This is a genomic window from Pseudomonas sp. FP603 (assembly GCF_030687415.1).
Classification (GTDB): Bacteria; Pseudomonadota; Gammaproteobacteria; order Pseudomonadales; family Pseudomonadaceae; genus Aquipseudomonas; species Aquipseudomonas wuhanensis.
The window spans coordinates 5,359,975-5,374,818 of sequence record NZ_CP117431.1 but is presented as its reverse complement, the minus strand read 5'-3'; the positions used below and the strand labels follow the sequence as shown (position 1 = coordinate 5,374,818).

18 protein-coding genes are annotated in these 14,844 nt (G+C 59.8%); 10 read left to right on the top strand and 8 right to left on the bottom strand.

Annotated features, from left to right (window positions below; genetic code table 11):
• Window positions 1-55: 55 nt before the first annotated feature.
• The 5 genes from PSH65_RS24840 (at window position 56) to PSH65_RS24820 (ending at window position 5,041) form a co-directional block, all read left to right on the top strand.
• On the top strand, window positions 56-1,705 hold the full coding sequence (locus PSH65_RS24840) for a phosphoethanolamine transferase (protein ID WP_305422945.1): 1,650 nt from the start codon (window positions 56-58) through the stop codon (window positions 1,703-1,705).
• Between the two features lie 73 nt (window positions 1,706-1,778).
• Window positions 1,779-2,441: a class I SAM-dependent methyltransferase gene (locus PSH65_RS24835; RefSeq protein WP_305422944.1), complete on the top strand. Its 663-nt coding sequence runs from the start codon at window positions 1,779-1,781 to the stop codon at window positions 2,439-2,441.
• Between the two features lie 123 nt (window positions 2,442-2,564).
• The gene (gene rnd, locus PSH65_RS24830; protein ID WP_305422943.1) at window positions 2,565-3,698 is read left to right on the top strand and encodes a ribonuclease D; all 1,134 of its coding nucleotides are present in this window, start codon (window positions 2,565-2,567) and stop codon (window positions 3,696-3,698) included.
• On the top strand, window positions 3,695-3,988 hold the full coding sequence (locus tag PSH65_RS24825; protein WP_007898694.1) for a YcgL domain-containing protein: 294 nt from the start codon (window positions 3,695-3,697) through the stop codon (window positions 3,986-3,988). The genes rnd and PSH65_RS24825 overlap by 4 nt, the downstream gene beginning before the upstream one ends.
• Before the next feature lie 120 nt (window positions 3,989-4,108).
• Window positions 4,109-5,041, top strand: a complete 933-nt coding sequence (locus PSH65_RS24820; protein WP_305422938.1) for a D-2-hydroxyacid dehydrogenase — start codon at window positions 4,109-4,111, stop codon at window positions 5,039-5,041.
• A 63-nt stretch (window positions 5,042-5,104) separates the two neighbouring features.
• On the opposite strand, the gene PSH65_RS24815 is transcribed toward PSH65_RS24820, so the two are convergent.
• Window positions 5,105-5,698, bottom strand: coding sequence for a nitroreductase family protein (locus PSH65_RS24815; protein WP_123721925.1), 594 nt, complete (start codon window positions 5,696-5,698; stop codon window positions 5,105-5,107).
• Between the two features lie 278 nt (window positions 5,699-5,976).
• Between PSH65_RS24815 and PSH65_RS24810 the strand changes: the two genes are divergently transcribed.
• On the top strand, window positions 5,977-6,426 hold the full coding sequence (locus tag PSH65_RS24810) for a YcgN family cysteine cluster protein (protein WP_052966452.1): 450 nt from the start codon (window positions 5,977-5,979) through the stop codon (window positions 6,424-6,426).
• Between the two features lie 122 nt (window positions 6,427-6,548).
• Entirely contained in the window at window positions 6,549-7,778 is a 1,230-nt protein-coding gene (locus tag PSH65_RS24805) for a hypothetical protein (RefSeq protein ID WP_305422936.1), read from the top strand.
• A 126-nt stretch (window positions 7,779-7,904) separates the two neighbouring features.
• On the opposite strand, the gene PSH65_RS24800 is transcribed toward PSH65_RS24805, so the two are convergent.
• The 4 genes from PSH65_RS24800 to PSH65_RS24785 form a co-directional block, all read right to left on the bottom strand.
• Window positions 7,905-8,282: a DUF2892 domain-containing protein gene (locus tag PSH65_RS24800; protein WP_305422935.1), complete on the bottom strand. Its 378-nt coding sequence runs from the start codon at window positions 8,280-8,282 to the stop codon at window positions 7,905-7,907.
• A 92-nt stretch (window positions 8,283-8,374) separates the two neighbouring features.
• Window positions 8,375-8,845 carry an RNA methyltransferase gene (locus tag PSH65_RS24795; protein ID WP_007942196.1) on the bottom strand — a complete coding sequence of 157 codons (471 nt, stop codon included), beginning with the start codon at window positions 8,843-8,845 and terminating at the stop codon, window positions 8,375-8,377.
• Window positions 8,846-9,053: 208 nt separating this feature from the next.
• Window positions 9,054-9,425 carry a YajD family HNH nuclease gene (locus tag PSH65_RS24790; RefSeq protein ID WP_007898702.1) on the bottom strand — a complete coding sequence of 124 codons (372 nt, stop codon included), beginning with the start codon at window positions 9,423-9,425 and terminating at the stop codon, window positions 9,054-9,056.
• Between the two features lie 48 nt (window positions 9,426-9,473).
• Window positions 9,474-10,160: a spermidine synthase gene (locus PSH65_RS24785; RefSeq protein ID WP_007898703.1), complete on the bottom strand. Its 687-nt coding sequence runs from the start codon at window positions 10,158-10,160 to the stop codon at window positions 9,474-9,476.
• Window positions 10,161-10,256: 96 nt separating this feature from the next.
• Here PSH65_RS24785 and PSH65_RS24780 point away from each other — a divergent pair, with 96 nt between their 5' ends.
• Entirely contained in the window at window positions 10,257-10,541 is a 285-nt protein-coding gene (locus PSH65_RS24780; RefSeq protein ID WP_305422932.1) for a hypothetical protein, read from the top strand.
• On the opposite strand, the gene PSH65_RS24775 is transcribed toward PSH65_RS24780, so the two are convergent.
• From PSH65_RS24775 to PSH65_RS31950, 3 genes are all read right to left on the bottom strand, one after another.
• Window positions 10,538-11,011, bottom strand: coding sequence for a cyclic nucleotide-binding domain-containing protein (locus PSH65_RS24775; RefSeq protein ID WP_305422930.1), 474 nt, complete (start codon window positions 11,009-11,011; stop codon window positions 10,538-10,540). The two genes, PSH65_RS24780 and PSH65_RS24775, sit on opposite strands and share 4 nt — an antisense overlap.
• A gap of 216 nt (window positions 11,012-11,227) precedes the next feature.
• On the bottom strand, window positions 11,228-12,469 hold the full coding sequence (locus PSH65_RS31955; protein WP_370694717.1) for a prolyl oligopeptidase family serine peptidase: 1,242 nt from the start codon (window positions 12,467-12,469) through the stop codon (window positions 11,228-11,230).
• A gap of 14 nt (window positions 12,470-12,483) precedes the next feature.
• The gene (locus PSH65_RS31950) at window positions 12,484-13,284 is read right to left on the bottom strand and encodes a hypothetical protein (RefSeq protein WP_370694667.1); all 801 of its coding nucleotides are present in this window, start codon (window positions 13,282-13,284) and stop codon (window positions 12,484-12,486) included.
• A gap of 247 nt (window positions 13,285-13,531) precedes the next feature.
• Here PSH65_RS31950 and PSH65_RS24765 point away from each other — a divergent pair, with 247 nt between their 5' ends.
• On the top strand, window positions 13,532-14,029 hold the full coding sequence (locus PSH65_RS24765; RefSeq protein WP_305422928.1) for an MFS transporter: 498 nt from the start codon (window positions 13,532-13,534) through the stop codon (window positions 14,027-14,029).
• Window positions 14,030-14,061: 32 nt separating this feature from the next.
• Complete coding sequence (locus PSH65_RS24760; RefSeq protein WP_123501094.1) at window positions 14,062-14,838, top strand: class II glutamine amidotransferase; 777 nt, start codon at window positions 14,062-14,064, stop codon at window positions 14,836-14,838.
• Window positions 14,839-14,844 lie beyond the last annotated feature (6 nt).

Below are 14,844 nucleotides of genomic sequence, written 5' to 3'. Positions count from 1 at the left end.
TAAATGAAATTTTCACATCTACCGTGGGCACTTCTTTCAGGAACAGCCAATCATCATGTTGAAGTTAAAAGCCGTGCGCCCTGAATGGGTGACGTTGATTGCCAGCGCCTTTTTATTGGCAGGGTTCAATTCAGTTCTCTGGCAACACCTGTTCGATATCACCGCTGCCGACGGTCAAGGCATCGCCATGCGTGTCGCGTTCGGGGTGATGATCCTGGCGGTTTTCAATATTGTGCTGACCTTGCTGGCGTTCCGGCCTGTGATGAAGCCCGTGTTGACGCTGATCTTATTGGTCAGTGCCGGCGTGGCCTATTTCATGAGCCAATACGGTGTGTTGATCGACGCGGGTATGTTTCGTAACTTCGCAGAAACCAATGCCACGGAAGTGCGCGACTTACTGTCCGTGAAGTTGTTTGTTTATATTGTATTGCTCGGAATTTTACCGTCGTGGTTGTTGTGGAAAACGCCGGTTAATTATCGTCGCTGGCACCGTGAGTTATTAAGTAAAGTGCTGGTGAGTGTCGCATCGGTTGCGGTGATCGGTGGTGTCGCCCTGGTCAACTATCAAGGCCTGTCATCGTTGTTTCGCAATCACCATGAGTTGCGCCTGATGGTGGTGCCAAGCAACTACATCGGTGCCTCGCTCGGCTATCTGCGCGAGCAAGTAGTGTCTGCCCGGCAGCCCTTCATCAACATCGGTGAAGACGCTCGGAAAAACCCGGTCTGGCAGACCCACGGCCGTAAATCCCTGACGGTACTGGTGGTGGGCGAAAGTGCCCGGGCCGAGAACTTCGGCATCCTGGGTTATGACCGTGACACCACACCCAAACTGGATAAAGAGGCCGGCCTGATTGCCTTCACCGATGTGCATTCTTGCGGCACGGAAACGGCCGTGTCGGTGCCCTGCATGTTCTCCAACATGGGCCGCAAGGATTACAACGCCAGCAAGGCAAAGAACGAGGAAGGTCTGCTGGACGTACTCAAACACGCCGGTCTCGAGGTGATCTGGCGCGATAACCAGTCGGGCTGCAAAGGCACCTGCGATCGGGTCACTGTCGACGACGTGAGTAATCTGAAAGACCCGGTGTTGTGTGCCAATAGCGAGTGCCGCGATGAAATTCTCCTGCAAGGTTTGCAGCACTTCATCGACACGCTGGATAAAGACACCGTGCTGGTACTGCACCAGATGGGCAGTCACGGGCCCGAATACTTCAAGCGCTACCCGAAAGAGTACGAACACTTCACCCCGGTGTGTGAAAGCAATGCACTGAACAATTGCAGCCGAGAAAGTATCGTCAATGGCTACGACAACACGTTGGTGTACACCGACCATGTGCTGTCGACCCTGATCGACCTGTTGCGCAGTAATCAGGACAAAGTCGATACCGCCATGCTCTATCTGTCGGACCACGGCGAATCGCTGGGCGAATACAACCTGTTCCTGCATGGCACGCCTTACATGCTGGCGCCGGAACAACAGAAGCATGTAGCGATGCTGGCATGGTTCTCCGACAGCTACCAAAAGTCGTTCTCGGTGGACACCCATTGCCTGCAATTGAGTCGCGAAAAGCCCTTGAGCCAGGACAACCTGTTCCATTCCATGCTTGGCCTGCTGGAGGTCAACAGCAAGGTCTACGACCCGGGGCTGGACATGTTTGCCGGCTGCCGCGGCGCGGTGATTGACGGTGTGTTGGCCAAAGAATGAGTCCGTCGACCTTTTTTTCACGCGCCAGTCGTTAACCTGCCATCAGTCGATATTCCAACAAGAGCCCTTGCACATGTCCGCGCTGCCCCCATCCGCCATCGAACTTGAGTTCGCCCGGCGCTACGATCAGGAACACGCCCGCGTCTGTCTGCAGTCGCGACCGCGTGGTCTGGCGGGGCGTTTGACGTTCTGGCGCGACGAGCAACTGGTGCGTAACGCGCTTCAGGTCGCTGGCGAACCGGGATTGATTCTTGATGTAGCCTGCGGTGTCGGGCGCTTCTGGTCGATACTGGCCGAGCATGCGAATCGGGTGATTCTTGCGACCGATCCGTCTCAGGACATGCTCGATCATGCCCGCACCCACCATCCGCAGCACCTGCTGGAACGGGTCAAGACCTTTCAGAGTTCAGCCTTCACCATCGGTTTGCCGGCGAACGCGGTTGACTGCATTTTTTGCATGCAACTGTTTCAACACATCACCAGTCCTGAGCATCGGTTGGCCATGCTGGTTGAGTTCCATCGGGTCAGTCGCGATACGGTGATTGTGGCGGTGCGGGTTGATGCGCATTTCAAACTGCGCCGATCCGGTGTGGAAGGCGCACAGGCCCAGCCACAGGCGAGCAAGGCCGAGCTTGAGGCCGAGTTCAGGCAGGCGGGTTTCCACGTGCTCAGCCATCAGGACTTCTTGCCGGGGTGCGCGCGGATGCGGGTCTACGTGCTGCGTAAGGGCAGCTAGTCTCCACCTGTCAGACTATTCTTGCGGTCCAGCAGGTATTTTCGCTAAAGCTCTTGTTCAGTGGATGCGCGGAAATCGCCGGGGGCGATATATACTGCGCGCCATTCTTCAAGGGAGAGCCGTGTGGCCATCGATATTCACTGGATTCGCGACAACGATAGCCTCGGTCAGTTTTGTGCCGAGTGGCAGCAGCTGCCATTCGTTGCCCTCGACACCGAATTCATGCGGGTCGACACCTTTTACCCGATCGCAGGCCTGCTGCAGATCGGCGATGGCGTACGCGCTTACCTGATTGACCCACTGACCATCGACAATTGGCAACCGCTGGCCGCATTGCTGGAAAACCCGGCCGTGGTCAAAGTCGTGCATGCGTGCAGCGAAGACCTCGAAGTCCTGCTGCGCCTGACCGGCAGCCTGCCGGCGCCACTGTTCGACACCCAACTGGCCGCCGCTTACCTGAACCTCGGTTTTTCCATGGGCTATTCGCGACTGGTGCAGGAAGTGCTCGGCATCGACCTGCCCAAGGGCGAAACCCGTTCCGACTGGCTGCAACGTCCGCTGTCCGATACCCAGATCAGCTACGCCGCCGAAGATGCCTTGCACCTGGCGGAAGTTTTCGTACAGCTGCGTCCAAAACTATCTGACGAAAAATACGCCTGGGTCCTGGAAGACGGTGCCGAGCTGGTGGCCAATCTGCGTCGCGAGGTCGACCCGTATGAGGTCTATCGCGACGCCAAACTGGCCTGGAAACTGTCCCGTGCCCAACTCGCCGTGTTGCGTGAACTTTGCGCCTGGCGTGAGACGCAGGCCCGTGCCCGTGATCTGCCGCGCAACCGCATCATTCGAGAACATTCCCTGTGGCCGTTGGCGCGCACGCAACCGGACAACCTTGGCGCGCTGGCGAAAATCGAAGACATGCACCCGCGTACCGTGCGTCAGGACGGCGAATTTCTGCTTGATCTGATCAAGCGCTCTGGCAGTGTGTCGCCTGATCAATGGCCACCGGCGGTGCCGGAGCCGTTGCCGGTGGACGCCGCTGCGCTGGTCAAACAGCTGCGCGCCATCGGCCAGGCCGAAGCCGAGCGCTTGAACATCGCGCCAGAACTGATGCTGCGCAAGAAAACCCTGGAAGCGCTGCTCAAGAGCGGCTTCCCCAATGGTCCTTACCAATTGCCTGATTCGCTGCGTGGCTGGCGCCGCGAATTGATGGGCCAGACGCTGCTCGACAGCCTGGCCACCGCCGGAGAACAGCCTTGAAACGTATTTGCTCCATCTATCGAAGCCTGAAGAAAAACGAGATGTACCTCTATGTGCTCAAAAGTGATGCACTGGAGCGCGTTCCGGAAAGCCTGATGGCGGCCTTCGGCAAACCGCACCACGCTTTCGATCTGGTGCTCACGCCCGAGCGCAAGCTGTCACGCGAAGACATCACGGTGGTGCTGGAAAATCTCGAGAAACAGGGCTACCACCTGCAAATGCCGCCGGCCGAAGACGAATACATCGAGCATCTGCCGGAAGAATTGCTGCGACGTAACGACCCGATGTAGTCGGCACACAGGCTCTGTTCAGAGCCTTTATGAAACACTGGAATGATTTTGGCGATGGCCAGGGCGATGGAGTGACACTCCGTCGGCGGCTGTCTGCACTGTTTTTGAAAGGTTTGAACCATGCGCGTTCTGATTGCTGAACACGACCACCCTGTGTACGCCCAACTGTTGCGTCAGGCAGCGCCTGATCTGGAAGTTCTGACCAGCGGCGACTCCGCCGAACTGGCCCGTCAGGCCGCTGAATGCCAGGTCTGGCTCGGTCAGCCGGACCTGCTGGCGACCTTGCTGCGTCAGGGCCACGAACCACAATGGCTGCAGTCGACCTGGGCCGGCATCACGCCGCTGCTGGCCGACGGCCTGCCACGGCACTATCGCCTGACACGCGCGGTAGGGATTTTCGGTCAGGTCATGGCCGAATACGTGCTGACCTACATGCTCGGTCACGAGCGCGAAGTGCTGCCGCGGCTGGTCAGCCAGGTCGAGCGAAAGTGGGACAACCGCCAGGGTCAAAGCCTGGCTGGACGCAAGGTATTGATCGTCGGTACCGGTGACATCGGCCAGACGGTGGCGCAGTTTCTGCTGCCGTTTGGCGTCGAGTTGTATGGCATCGCCAGCGAAGCCCGCGAGCAGACGCCGTTTGTCGAGGTTGGAAGCCTGGCTGATCTGCCGCGTCTGGTCGGCGAAGTGGATTACGTGATCAATCTGCTGCCAAACACCCCGAATACTCACGACCTGTACGACGCCGCACTGTTCAAGCAGTTCAAGCCGACGGGGTTGTTCATCAACGTCGGGCGCGGTGTCGCGGTGGTCGATGCGGATCTGGTGGAAGCCTTGAAAGAAGGGCATCTGGCCGGGGCCGTGATCGACGTCTGCCGTCAGGAGCCGTTGCCGCAACGCCATCCATTCTGGACCGCGTGGGGCCTGCTGCTGACCGGGCACAGTTCGGCACCGACTTCGCCACCGATGATGGTGAAGTTGTTCGTCGAAAACCTGCGGGCGTATCAGGCGGGCGAAGCGTTGCGTGGGGAAGTGGATTTCTCGCGCGGGTATTAAACCCACCACTCATCAAATGTGGGAGCGAGCAAGCCCGCTCCCACATTTGAACTTCATCGTTGGTTAGAGGGTGAAATCACCTTCAGCCGCCAACTCGCTCAGCGGACGACGCGGGCTTGGCTCTTCACGCGCTTGCAGGTACTCGGCCAGCGTCGCCTTGTCGCCCAGCTTGCCGATCGCCACCGCCGCGTGCAGCGCATAGCCCTCAGGAATATTCAGCTCTTTGCGGGTCAGTTCCTGATCGAAACCGGCCATGCCGTGGGTGTGCCAGCCGCTGATGCTCGCTTGCAGCGCCAGATGCCCCCAGGCCGAACCGGTGTCGAACGTGTGCGACAGCGCCGGTGTTTCTTCGGTGGCGCCAGGTATCGCAAAAGTGGTTTTCGAGACCACGATCACCAGCGCCGAGGCATGCTGTGCCCAGCTGCGGTTGAACTCGTTCAGCAGTCCCAGATAGCGTTCCCAATTCGGCGTGTCGCGACGCGCATAGAGAAACCGCCAAGGCTGCGAGTTGTACGCCGATGGTGCCCAACGTGCGGCTTCGAAGAAGCTCAGCAGCGTCTCTTCGGCAATGGTTTCGCCGGTGAACGCGCGAGGCGACCAGCGATCGGTGAACTGAGGGTGAATGGCGTAATCGGCAACGCGTGGGTTAGCACTCATCAAGAGATTCCTTTACGTTTGAAAGTGAGGGTCGTCTAAAAAACGGCGGGCGCAGTTGAGCTGGGCGATGGGGTTTTCCGAGAGCCTGGGCCGTTCACCCGAAAACAACGCGGTTGAGCGTTAATGGCACGTGGGTAGGGCTCTTTGCGACTGGTAACGCTACCGGGCGGCGCAAAAACTCACAAGTGCCGTGTACCGGCAGTCGCCAATGCTTGGCCCGCCGGTGCCTTGGCACTAGACTGGCGGCCTTTTCACCACCTGATGTTGATGCTTGAGCCATGGCCGCCAAAGTCGAACCGTTCTGGATACGCAAAACCCTCGATCAACTCGATCAAGAGGAATGGGAATCGCTGTGCGACGGCTGTGGCCTGTGCTGCCTGCAAAAACTCGAGGACGAAGACGACAACGCCGTCTACTACACGCGCATCGCCTGCAAATTGCTCGACCTCAAAACCTGTCAGTGCACCGATTACCCCAACCGCCGCGACTTTGTGCCCGATTGCATCCAGCTCACGCCGGGCAAGGCCGATGAGTTCAAATGGCTGCCGCCGACCTGCGGTTATCGACTGGTCAGCGAAGGCAAGGATTTGCCGCTCTGGCATCACCTGGTGTGCGGTGATCGCGAGGCGGTGCATCACGAACGTATTTCCCAGTCCGGGCGCATGCTTGCCGAGGGCAGCGTGGCCGAAGACGATTGGGAAGATCATCTGATTTTTCGCGCGGGTTAATTCCTATTGCTTATGTGACGAGGGCGCTTGCTCGCGCTTAAGTGCGTAGCACTCACAAAATAGGCAGTGATTACAAGAATTTGGGGCCGCTACGCAGCCCAGCGCGAGCAATAGGAGTGGGTATGGCTGTGGGAGTGCGGCGGGCGTTGGCCTTTGGACTTTTGGCCCTGAGTTCGCCCGTGTGGGCGGCAAAGAAAGTCGATCTGGATTATCACGTGCGCCTGTTGCCGCAAAGCGATCAGGCCGAAGTGCGCCTGACCCTGGCCCAGGGCTCGGCGGTGCGCAGTCTGGATTTCGACTTGGGCGACGGCAGTCACTACAGTGATTTCAAGGCCGATGGCCAATGGCAACTCACACCCGGCAAACAGGCCCGTGGCGTCTGGCGCCCGACCGCCGACAAGGCCAGCCTGACCTACCGAGTGCGCATCAGTCATGGACGCAAAAACGGCAGCTTCGACTCCCGCATGACCCCGAGCTGGGCGCTGATGCGCGGTGATGACCTGGTGCCCGCGGCCAAGCTCGATCAGCAGGACGGCATCGAACTGGTTTCACGCCTTGAATTCGAATTGCCCGCCGGTTGGAAAAGCGTCGAAACCGCCTGGCCGCGGATCGGCAAGAACACGTTCCGGATCGACAACGTCTCGCGCCTGTTCGACCGTCCCACTGGCTGGATGCTCGCCGGCCACCTCGGCAGCCGTCGCACGCGACTGGGAGAAACCGAAGTCACCGTCACCTCGCCTCAGGGGCAGGGCATGCGCCGCATGGACGTGCTGACGTTGCTGACCTTTGTCTGGCCGCAAGTGCAGGCAGTTTTTCCGCGTCATCCCAACAAGCTGCTGATTGTCGGCGGCAACGACCCAATGTGGCGCGGCAGTCTGGCCGCGCGTGAATCGATCTACCTGAACACGCGGCTGCCGCTGGTCAGCGAAAGCGGCACCAGTGCGCTGGTGCGTGAATTGGCTCAAGTGTTCGGGCGGATCAACGACAACCAGCGCAGCGACTGGATCAGCGAAGGGTTTGCCGAGTATTACGCCATCGAACTGGTGCGCCGCGCAGGCGGCATGAGTGATGAGCGGTATGAAAGCCTGCACAGCAAGTTGACCAAGGACAGCCAGAAGGTCAGCACGTTGCGCGGTGAGCAGATCAACCCGGCACAGGTGGCCAAAGCGGTGGTGTTGCTACAGGAACTGGACCGCGAGATTCGCCTGAAAACCCGCAACAAGCGCTCGCTGGATGATGTGTTGCGTGGGGCGATGCATTTGGAAAGTGTGGATACCAAGGCATTCATTCAGCTCGCGGAAAGCGTTATTGGCGAGTCTTCCAGGGTGCTCGAGACCGGGTTGCTTCAGTAGCACCGCCATCGCGGGCAAGCCCGCTCCCACAGGATTTGTGGCGTACACAACAGTGTGAACACCGCCAATTACTGTGGGAGCGGGCTTGCCCGCGAAGAGGCCCTAAGCCTCAGCATCGATTCCGGATCAGACCCCAGCCTTCGGCGAGTTCAACGAATCATTACCCGTCACGGTCGCCGTGCTGGTCGCCGCTTCAGCATTGGCTTTCATGCGGGCCAGCTCATCCCCGGCGCGCTCGATCCTTGCGCGTGCGTTTTTCATGTCCTGACGGTTCTTTTCCAACAGGCGTTTCGCCGAACAATGCCCGGTGATGCCCCGGGCCAGGGCCATGCCGCCGATGGCTATTTCAATCAATCCGAACACGCCGCCGCGTCGCAGGCCCTTGCTCAGCATGACCACGCCACCCGCCAGGGAGCCGGCGCGTTCCCAACCATGAACGTTCTGTTCGGAAAGGCTCTGGAACGGGGTGGTTTCGATACGTTCTACAGGATTGAACTCGCGCATGATCTGTCTCCAGGCAGGGAAGGGTTGCTTCAGCAATAGATATTTAGCTGACTGTCTGGGCGAGCGGCTTGTTCCATCGAATATGCGGCAATTCAGCGGAATTTCGGCCCGGAGCGGGTGTTGTTGCCCTTGGCCATGCGGTCGTACAGCACGACGTTGACGGTAGCCGCCAGGTTCATGCAGCCGGTGGTCGGGATGTAGACCACGTCTTCGCACCAGTCGCGGATTTCTTTATCCAGCGAACCGTCTTCGGGGCCGAAGATGTAGAGGGCGCGATCCGGGTGCGTGTATTCCGGCAGCGAGCGGGCGCCGTCGACCAGTTCGACCGCGACCGGCACACAGCCCAGGGGCAGGATTTTCTTCAGGTCGTCGATGCCGATCAGCGGAATGTCGTAGTGGACTTTCTTGGTGTCGGTGACGAAATCGGCGGCGCGTTCATAACGTTTGCCGGTGTAGAAAACCGACGCCACGCCATAGCAGCCGGCGGCGCGCATCACCGAACCGACGTTTTCCGGTGATTTGGGGTTATACAAACCAATGCAGCTGTACCGTTTGTCTGCCACGAGCGGGGTGCCTTCGGGGAAAAAACGGCGATTATACGGGGATTGGGGGAGGGGTGTTCAGTTTGAGATTGGTGGTGCCCGGACAAATGCAATCGCGGGCAAGCCCGCTCCCACAGGGGGCTGCGGCGTACACAACATCTGTGCTCACCGCCAATCACTGTGGGAGCGGGCTTGCCCGCGATGGGGCCGGTTCAGGCACTGAAGATCTTCAGTCTTCTTTCTTCATCAACCCGGCCAACGCCGCAAACGGGTTGTGCGTCGCCTTGGCGATCTTCGGCGTACTCAGCGAGCCTTCGTCGAAATACTGCTGATCGGTATACCGCGAGTGTTCGTTGTCGTGGCAATACAGGCACAACAGCTCCCAGTTCGAGCCGTCCTGAGGGTTGTTGTCGTGGTTGTGGTCGCGGTGGTGCACGGTCAGTTCGCTCAGGCGCTTGCCGGAGAACTCACGGGCGCAGCGGCCGCACACGTGCGGGTACATCTTCAGGGCCTTATCGCGGTAACCCATTTCCTTGTCACGCTGGTTGTCGGCAAGGATGCGGTCCAGCTTCGACGTATTGGTTGGGGTGGACGAACTCATGGGTTCACCTTTGTAAAAGACTAATGACGGTTATGACGTGAGTTTAGCTCAGCCCTTGAGCTTTTCGGCAATCCAGATGGTGTGGCGGGTACCCTTGTTGCCGTGGGCGAAGACTTGCACTTCCTCGGCCTTGAAACCGGCTTTTTTCAGCTTGTCGGAAAACTGCCGGTCGGCGCTGGCCGACCACACCGCCAGTACGCCTTTTGGTCGCAGGGCCTTGGCGCAGGCGCTCAGGCCTCCTGCGGAATAGAGCCAGCTGTTGGCCTTCTGGGTCAGGCCTTCGGGACCGTTGTCGACGTCAAGCATGATCGCATCGAAACCTTGCGGCTCGGCTTGTAGCACTTTGGCCACATCTTCCATACGGATCACCGTGCGCGGGTCGAGCAGTGGGTTGCCGGCTTTCTCGCCCAGTGGCCCGCGGTTCCACTCCACCACGCCGGGTACCAGTTCGGCGACCACCACTTCAGCCGTTTTACCCAAGTGCTTGAGCGCCGAGGCGAGGGTGAAGCCCATGCCCAGGCCACCGATCAATACCCGCGAATTCGGCCGACCGGCGACCTTGCGGCAGGGGATTTCGGCCAGCGCATCTTCAGAACCGTGCATGCGGGTGTTCATCAACTGCCCGCCATCACCGCCCTGAATCTTGATGACGAAGTCCTCGCCGTATTCGAACAGGCACAGGGCACCGCCGTTTTCAGGGATGGGGGTGGTGTCGAGCAGAACGAAACGTTTCATGGGGCTCTCTTGAGCAGAAATTGACATACGGAGGAAGGCAAACACGCGCAGTTGGGAGTAGCCTGCAAAAAGACAACAAGGCCAACGGAGCCATTGATGAAGCGCACCATTCTAACGGTCATTGCCTTGGCCGCGCTCTCGATAACTGCAGTGCAGGCCCAAGAGCTGCAAACCATCCCCACCAGCCCCGCGCCGATGCCCGGTTCACCCGGCACCGCCACTCCGACGCCGTATCCGCAGATCACCCCGACCAGCGTGCCCAAAACCGGTAGCGGCGGGCCACCGCTGTTACCGCCAATCGAAATGCCCAATCCACCCAAGGACCAGACCTTGCCGGGCCTTGAGCCGAGCACGACGAAAATCAAAACGCCGGGTGGCTAAACTTGTTGCGAGAGCAGTTGCCCATCGGCCATGCGCAAGCGTTTGGAGAGGGAGACGGCGAGGGCGCGGATGATCTTCGCGGCGATCTTTGGCGCGTCGTTGAGCATCTTTTCCAGGGAGTCCTTGCCCAGGTTGAGCAACTGGCAATTGCTCGCGGCCACGCAACTGGCTGAGCGCCGCTCGCCATCGAGCACGGCCATTTCGCCGAACGCCCGACCGCTGCGCAAGGTGGCCATGGTCACCCGTTGCCCGTCGCTGTTGGTCTTCTGCACCGCGACCTGGCCGGTGTGGATGATGCACATGAAACTGCCGGCATCGCCCTCATGGAAAATCTCTTCGCCTTCGGCAATGGTGCTGATGCTGAAGTAGCCCGAAGCCGCCACGAAGTCTGCCGGCAGCAGTTGATCGAACAGGCCGCAGTCCATCAGCCAGTCGCGAATTTCTTTGTTCAGTAAGGTCGGTTCTGACATGTCGTCACGGTCTTTTTCTTGTGTCTGTGTCTGTTCCGGGCTTCAGTCACCCATCATCCCCTGTGGGAGCGGGCTTGCCCGCGATGAGGCCATCACATTCAATATCAACATTGGCTGTGACATCGTCATCGCGGGCAAGCCCGCTCCCACAGGAAATGTGTGTGGTTTCGGGGCCCCGGTGTCTGGTGTTAAGACCGGGACGCCGGGCCAAGTTCCTCAGGCGATGCCCAAAACCTTGAAAACAAATGCGTATTCGAGGGCTACGTCACGTAATCCCTGATAACGACCGCTCATCCCGCCATGCCCGGCACCCAATTCAGTCTTGAGCAACAGGGCGTTGGTGTCGGTTTTGGTCGCGCGCAATTTCGCCACCCACTTGGCCGCTTCCCAGTACTGCACGCGACTGTCGTTGTAGCCGGCGATTACCAGCGTTGCCGGATAAGCTTGCGCGGTGACGTTTTCGTACGGGGCGTAGGCCTTGATCCGATCATAGACGTCCGGCTCTTGCGGGTTGCCCCACTCGTCGTACTCCGTGACGGTCAGCGGCAGTTCCGGGTCGAGCATGGTATTGAGCACATCGACGAACGGCACTTCGGCAATCGCCGCACCGAACAGCTCCGGCCGCTGATTGAGTACCGCGCCGATCAGCAAGCCACCGGCGCTGCCACCACTGATCGCCAGCTGTGATGGGGTGGTGAAGCCGTTGGCGATCAGGTGTTCGGCGCAAGCGATGAAATCACTGAAAGTGTTGTGCTTGTGTTCCTGCTTGCCGGCGCGGTACCAGGCTTCGCCCAGCTCACCGCCACCGCGTACATGCGCGATGGCAAACGCCATGCCGCGATCCAGCAGGCTCAGGCGCGCGTGGGAGAACCACGGGTCGAGGCTTTCGCCGTAGGCGCCGTAGCCGTACAAATAAAGCGGCGTCGGCTTGCCGAGGAACTCGCGTTTGACCACAAGGCTGATCGGCACTTGCGTACCGTCCGGTGCCGTCGCCCAAAGCCGCTGGCTGACGTACGCATCGGCGTCGAACGGGCCGAGCACCGGGGTTTCCTTGAGGACTTTCTGCTCGCCGGTGGTCAGAATCAGTTGGCGGATCTGCGCTGGACGGTTCAAGGCTTCGTAGCGCAGACGGATCCGGTCGCTGACAAATTCCAGGCTGTTCTGCACATGCAGGCTGTAGGCCGCGTCCGGCAATTGCACGCGATAGGGCACCAAGTCCCGTGGGCGGACTTCGATGATCGGCAGGCCACCTTCACGCAGGCTCAGGGTCATGGCCTCGGCGTTCAGGCTCATGCCTTCAAGCATCACGGTGTCGTTGTGGGGAATCAGGTTCTGCCAGTCGGCTTCGGTCGGCACGATGCCAGTATCGGCGGCCTGGTAGAGGGCGAAGTTGATGCCGTCGCGGTTGGTGCGGATCAGCCACGTCCACTCGCCAATCGAGTTTACCGTGGTCGACATCGTACTCATGCTCTTCAACCCCTCGGCGCCAGGCAGGTAAAGGCCTGATGCGGCAGCGAAGCATCGAGCACCCAGACTTCGCTGGTGGTCTTGCTGCCCAGCGACAACAGCAGTTGCCGTTCTGAGCTTGAGCGGTAGCAATGCAGGAAGAATCGGCCGTCTGGCTCATGGAACACTTCTTCGGCCGCGGTGCCGTCCAGCCGATAGCGGAACAGTTTGTGCGGGCGATGGGTGTCGTCGAGTTCGCCGAAGAACAGCGTCAGGCTGTCGTTGGCCCAGGTCATGCTGCCGTCGCAGTCCTGGAACTCCAGTTCGCTGACGCGGCCGCTGGATAATTCCTTCACGAACAGCGTGTAAATCTCTTCGCCGCTGGAGTCGATGCTGTAGGCCAGACGCTGGTGGTCCGGGCTGATGCTGAACGCGCCCAGGGAAAAGAAGCCACCCTTGGCCAGTACGTTCGGATCAAGCAGCAGTTGTTCCTGGCTTTCGTCAATCTGCAGGCTGCCATCGGCCGGACGCGGGCAGCGGTAGTGACGGGCGTATTCGTCGCCGGCAGTGGTGCGGGTGTAATACAGGTACGGGCCCCAGGGCGAGGGCAGCGACAGATCGGTTTCGAGAATCCGCGCCTTGATCTCGTCGAACAGGGTTTCGCGCAGCCCGGCCTGATCGGCGGTTTGCGCCTCTTGATAGCGGTTTTCAGCTTTCAGGTAATCGAGCACCGCGTCGGTGTCGCGCTCCTGCAGCCAGGCATACGGGTCGCAACCGTCGGTCTTGTGGGCAATCGGAGCGCTGTTGACGTTGGCGGATAGGGGCATGAATGGCTCTCGAACAATGTACGGAATAGGGTTTTGCAGGCGACATGCAAATCTTGATGCCTCTGCAGACCCTGTGGGAGCGAGCTTGCTCGCGATGGCGGACTGCCAGACAACATTGATGTTGAATGTACTGACCTCATCGCGAGCAAGCTCGCTCCCACAGGGTCTGTGTCTTGCCCGACTGGTATTGGGACAAGCCTGACGTGCGAAAAGTCGTTACTATAAGCGCCTCTTTGCCTGCCTTGCCATGGACACCATGACCGAGAACGACTATCTGATCGCTTGGGGCCTCTACGCCTTTGCCGCTTTAGGCTGCCTGTTGGTGTGGATGCGCATCACCCGCTGGATGTGGCGTTGGCTGCGTGAGCCGCTGCGGCTGCTGGTGGCGGTGTTGCTGTTCAGCCCGACCATCATCGACCCGGTGAAAGAAAAGGTCGCCCCGTCCATCGCTATTACTGCCCTCGACTTGCTGTTCAAGGTCGGCAACAACGCCTGGCGCGCGGTTTCCGATCTGTTCATGTACGGCATGATTGTCTTCGGCATATACCTGGTGTTCGTGGCCATCCGTTTTCCCATCGAGCGCGCCTCCAAAGCTCGCAAGGAACAGGCGGCTGCCGCCAAGGCAGCGGCGCGGGCCGACGAGCCTGACGACGATCAGCCTTTCGGCGGTGCCGGCGATGATCGTTACGGTCGGCCACCGGTGCCGAGCAACCCGCAGCGTTTGCGGGTCGAACCACGTCTGTAATCGTGCCCCTGTACTGAATCGAGAGTCCGAGCATGTGTGAGTTATTGGGCATGAGCGCCAATGTCCCGACCGATATCGTGTTCAGCTTCACCGGGCTGATGCAGCGCGGCGGTCGCACCGGGCCGCACCGTGACGGTTGGGGCATCGCTTTTTATGAAGGCCGTGGCCTGCGGCTGTTCCAGGACCCGGCGGCGAGCAGCGAGTCGGAAGTGGCGAACCTGGTGCAGCGCTATCCGATCAAAAGCGAAGTGGTGATCGGGCACATTCGCCAGGCCAACGTCGGTAAGGTCTGCCTGTCCAACACTCACCCGTTTGTGCGCGAGTTGTGGGGGCGCAACTGGTGTTTCGCCCACAACGGCCAATTGGCCGATTTCAATCCGACCGCCAGTTTTTACCGCCCCGTTGGCGATACCGACAGCGAAGCGGCGTTTTGCGATTTGCTCAATCGGGTACGCGCTGCGTTCCCCGAGCCGGTAGACATCGAAGCGCTGTTGCCAGACTTGGTGGCCGCCTGCGCCGAGTACCGCAGCAAAGGCGTGTTCAACTGCTTGCTCAGCGATGGTGACTGGCTGTTCTGCTACTGCTCGAGCAAACTGGCGCAGATCACCCGCCGTGCACCGTTCGGCCCGGCGCGTTTGAAGGACGTCGATGTGATCGTCGACTTCCAGGCCGAAACCACACCCAATGATGTGGTCACGGTAATTGCTACCGAACCCTTGACCGAAAACGAAACCTGGACCCGCTACGAACCGGGCCAATGGAGCCTCTGGCGACGCGGTGAATGCGTCAGCCAGGGCAAGACCGAATAAGGATCT

What these genes read in the sequence shown, in the direction of transcription:
- PSH65_RS31955 (WP_370694717.1), bottom strand. Translation starts at nt 12,469, where the DNA reads ATGTCGACCACGGTAAACTCGATTGGCGAGTGGACGTGGCTGATCCGC.
- PSH65_RS24840 (WP_305422945.1), top strand. Translation starts at nt 56, where the DNA reads ATGTTGAAGTTAAAAGCCGTGCGCCCTGAATGGGTGACGTTGATTGCC.
- PSH65_RS31950 (WP_370694667.1), bottom strand. Translation starts at nt 13,284, where the DNA reads ATGCCCCTATCCGCCAACGTCAACAGCGCTCCGATTGCCCACAAGACC.
- PSH65_RS24805 (WP_305422936.1), top strand. Translation starts at nt 6,549, where the DNA reads ATGGCTGTGGGAGTGCGGCGGGCGTTGGCCTTTGGACTTTTGGCCCTG.
- PSH65_RS24800 (WP_305422935.1), bottom strand. Translation starts at nt 8,282, where the DNA reads ATGCGCGAGTTCAATCCTGTAGAACGTATCGAAACCACCCCGTTCCAG.
- PSH65_RS24815 (WP_123721925.1), bottom strand. Translation starts at nt 5,698, where the DNA reads ATGAGTGCTAACCCACGCGTTGCCGATTACGCCATTCACCCTCAGTTC.
- PSH65_RS24820 (WP_305422938.1), top strand. Translation starts at nt 4,109, where the DNA reads ATGCGCGTTCTGATTGCTGAACACGACCACCCTGTGTACGCCCAACTG.
- PSH65_RS24760 (WP_123501094.1), top strand. Translation starts at nt 14,062, where the DNA reads ATGTGTGAGTTATTGGGCATGAGCGCCAATGTCCCGACCGATATCGTG.
- PSH65_RS24835 (WP_305422944.1), top strand. Translation starts at nt 1,779, where the DNA reads ATGTCCGCGCTGCCCCCATCCGCCATCGAACTTGAGTTCGCCCGGCGC.
- PSH65_RS24810 (WP_052966452.1), top strand. Translation starts at nt 5,977, where the DNA reads ATGGCCGCCAAAGTCGAACCGTTCTGGATACGCAAAACCCTCGATCAA.
- PSH65_RS24765 (WP_305422928.1), top strand. Translation starts at nt 13,532, where the DNA reads ATGGACACCATGACCGAGAACGACTATCTGATCGCTTGGGGCCTCTAC.
- PSH65_RS24790 (WP_007898702.1), bottom strand. Translation starts at nt 9,425, where the DNA reads ATGAGTTCGTCCACCCCAACCAATACGTCGAAGCTGGACCGCATCCTT.
- PSH65_RS24775 (WP_305422930.1), bottom strand. Translation starts at nt 11,011, where the DNA reads ATGTCAGAACCGACCTTACTGAACAAAGAAATTCGCGACTGGCTGATG.
- PSH65_RS24780 (WP_305422932.1), top strand. Translation starts at nt 10,257, where the DNA reads ATGAAGCGCACCATTCTAACGGTCATTGCCTTGGCCGCGCTCTCGATA.
- PSH65_RS24785 (WP_007898703.1), bottom strand. Translation starts at nt 10,160, where the DNA reads ATGAAACGTTTCGTTCTGCTCGACACCACCCCCATCCCTGAAAACGGC.